Here is a 2,714-nt window from a genome sequence, read left to right as displayed (position 1 = left end):
ATATAATTTTTTATATTTATTTGACAATTATAATAAAATTACGTATAGTTAAATTTAAAGTGAATATTTTCTTATCCAGAGAGGTGGAGGGACTGGCCCGATGAAACCCAGCAACCGCGATGCAGGTGCTAATTCCAGCAGAACATATTTGTTCTGGGAGATAAGACGAAGATATACGTAACTTCTTCTTATCGGAGAGGTTTTTTTGTTGCAAAAAAACCGATTACGAAAACATATAATAAGAAGAAAGGGGTTGCGAAGTACTGTGACACTCGAAAAATACGTAAAACTGCGTAGTACAGTTTATGAATATATGATAGAGCAAGATAAGCCAATATCATTGTTAGATATTCAAGAACATATCGTTTCGCATCATGAAGGAAAATTCACTAAAAAAATGTTACATCAATTTTATTTATCAAGACTATTAGATGAACTCAAACTGGATGGGAAAATTACTTTAGCTGATGATGAATATCGCTATGCTGAAAAAGGGGTATTTTATAAAGCGGGAAAAGGGAGCTGAGCTCTCTTTTTTTTGAAGTATGTAGAGTAAAAGACTGCTAAAGCAGCCTGATACAAGGGAATGGTGTTGAGTGTGTAGTGTCAAAGATTGAATGTGCCTGAAAGAGGCACTTCATATCGGCTGCAAATGAAAAGAGACACCTCCGCCGAATAGGTGTCAGTCGTTTTGTCACGTAGACTTGCTACTTGACAGTTATTAGAATAACATGCAGGATTTTGGAAGTCAAAAGGGAATTAGAGGAAGAGGTGTTGTGATGTATGCATACTTATTAAAAGATATAATGAAATGGATTCCAAAGTACATTATAGATAGAGGATATGAATATTATGAAGAGGGACATGTAGAAGATGTTGAAATACACGACAAGAAAGTATTTGCTTTCGTTACTGGAAATGCAGGGAATTATGAAGTGATTATTGATCTTGAAGATTTTGCAGAAAGTAGCTGCGAGTGTCCTTATGAAAATTATTGTAAACATATGGCGGCAGTTGTGTATGAAATTCAAGGTGCTGGTGAGAGTACAGTTAAAGAGCAATTGAAAGGTTTAGAAAAAGAAGAGTTACTAACAGTATTAAATCGTTTGTTACAAAGTTCGAAAAATGTGCAAATTGTAGAGAAGATGTTAAAGAAGGAGAAACTTTAACTAAAGAGGGAGTTGTTTTGTAGTGAACGTACTAATTATATATGCTCATCCTAATCCTTCAAGCTTTAATGGGGCAATTTTAGAGCATGTGCAAAAAGGACTTGAGGAAACAAATCATTCTGTTACGCTACTTGATTTATATAAAGAACAATTTGATCCAGTGCTTGTATTTAATGAAGAGAAGAAAAGACGTGATTTACTAAATGAAGAAGAGACGAAGCGATATAGAGAATTAGTGCAGAAAGCGGATATTCTTCTTTTCATATATCCGATATGGTGGTGGGGCATGCCTGCTATTTTAAAAGGATTTATCGATCGTATTTTTGTAGCTGGATTTGCTTATAAATATGAGGGGTCATTACCGAAAGGTTTATTGAAAGGAAAGAAAGCATGGGTTATTAATACGTTAGACTCACCGTTATGGTACGTGGCCCTATTATATCGATCAGCGGATTGGATTATGATGAAAAGAGGGGTTTTACGTTTTTGTGGTATTCGCGATATAAAACGTTCTGCTTTTCAATCTGTGAAAACGAGTAAAGTAACGAAGCGTGAAAAATGGCTGTTACAAATAGAAGAAGCGGCTCGTACATTATGAATGAAATCGATCGTATTATAAAGTGTTGCAATTATGATGACGAACTTTTGCGTACGTATATTAATTGTTTAGTCCAATTGAAGAAATACAGCGAAACGTTTCAACAAATTCAAATACAATTAAGAATTGATTATTTAATAAGAGGGATTTGTGAAAGAGAAGTTGATGAGGTAATAAAGGGAAGTAAAGAATACGAAACGTATGTTCTTCCTAAAGTATTGCAGTGGAATTTCCTTAAGAACAATCCTCATATGATTGAAAAAGTATGTGAAGATTTGTTTACATATGAAGCATTAAATCATGCAGAGGTAGAGTGGAGGAAGGTAATAAGCTGTATAGATAACGAATGATTTATTTAAACGAAAAGCTAGTATAAAACTAGCTTTTCGTTTAAATAAATAAGAAACATAGACTAATGATAAATCCTGCATATAGTAAGTTAACAACACAAAATCCCATAATATCACGCGCGCTTAAACCAGCTATCGCTAATGCCGGTAATGCCCAGAAAGGTTGAATTAAATTTGTCCAAGCATCGCCCCATGCAATTGCCATCGCTGTTTTCGCGGCAGGTACACCAAGTTCAGCGCCAGCTGGAATCATAATTGGTGCTTGCACTGCCCATTGACCGCCTCCAGATGGAACGAAAATATTTACAATGCCAGCACTTAAAAATGTAAAGAGCGGGAATGTGGTTTCATTTGAAATACTAATAAAGAAAGTAGAAATAGCTCCTCCAAGCGAAAGACCTTCACTATTTACTCCAATCATCATCCCCATAATTCCAGCATAGAACGGAAACTGAAGTAAAATACCTGAAGCACTCTTAGTTGAGTCAGAGAAAGCGCGAATATATTGAATCGGAGTACGGTGGAAAATAAGACCGGCAATTAATAACATAAAAATAACGATATCAAGTGTAAGGTTAAAGCCTTTCGTACTAAAAT

Annotated in this window: 5 protein-coding genes and 1 riboswitch; of the genes, 4 read left to right on the top strand and 1 reads right to left on the bottom strand. The window is 35.2% G+C overall.

All coding sequences use genetic code 11. The features are described from left to right. The first annotated feature begins 68 nt into the window (after positions 1-68). A riboswitch (SAM riboswitch) is annotated at positions 69-167 on the top strand. A 38-nt stretch (positions 168-205) separates the two neighbouring features. The 4 genes from AB3X49_RS20870 to AB3X49_RS20855 all read left to right on the top strand — a co-directional run bounded on the left by AB3X49_RS20870 (position 206) and on the right by AB3X49_RS20855 (position 2,117). Next, entirely contained in the window at positions 206-526 is a 321-nt protein-coding gene (locus AB3X49_RS20870) for a hypothetical protein (RefSeq protein ID WP_002110869.1), read from the top strand. Between the two features lie 253 nt (positions 527-779). Beyond that, the gene (locus tag AB3X49_RS20865) at positions 780-1,169 is read left to right on the top strand and encodes an SWIM zinc finger family protein (RefSeq protein WP_016095838.1); all 390 of its coding nucleotides are present in this window, start codon (positions 780-782) and stop codon (positions 1,167-1,169) included. A gap of 22 nt (positions 1,170-1,191) precedes the next feature. After that, on the top strand, positions 1,192-1,767 hold the full coding sequence (locus AB3X49_RS20860) for an NAD(P)H-dependent oxidoreductase (RefSeq protein ID WP_367964489.1): 576 nt from the start codon (positions 1,192-1,194) through the stop codon (positions 1,765-1,767). Further along, positions 1,764-2,117 carry a group-specific protein gene (locus AB3X49_RS20855; protein ID WP_367964487.1) on the top strand — a complete coding sequence of 118 codons (354 nt, stop codon included), beginning with the start codon at positions 1,764-1,766 and terminating at the stop codon, positions 2,115-2,117. The genes AB3X49_RS20860 and AB3X49_RS20855 overlap by 4 nt, the downstream gene beginning before the upstream one ends. A 40-nt stretch (positions 2,118-2,157) precedes the next feature. Here the strand turns inward: AB3X49_RS20855 and AB3X49_RS20850 are convergent. Continuing rightward, positions 2,158-2,714: TIGR00366 family protein (locus tag AB3X49_RS20850; protein WP_367964485.1), on the bottom strand; the 557-nt coding region annotated here is incomplete at its 5' end.

This window comes from Bacillus sp. C30 (assembly GCF_040838255.1).
GTDB lineage: Bacteria > Bacillota > Bacilli > Bacillales > Bacillaceae_G > Bacillus_A > Bacillus_A mycoides.
This window is presented reverse-complemented; position numbering and strand designations above follow the sequence as displayed.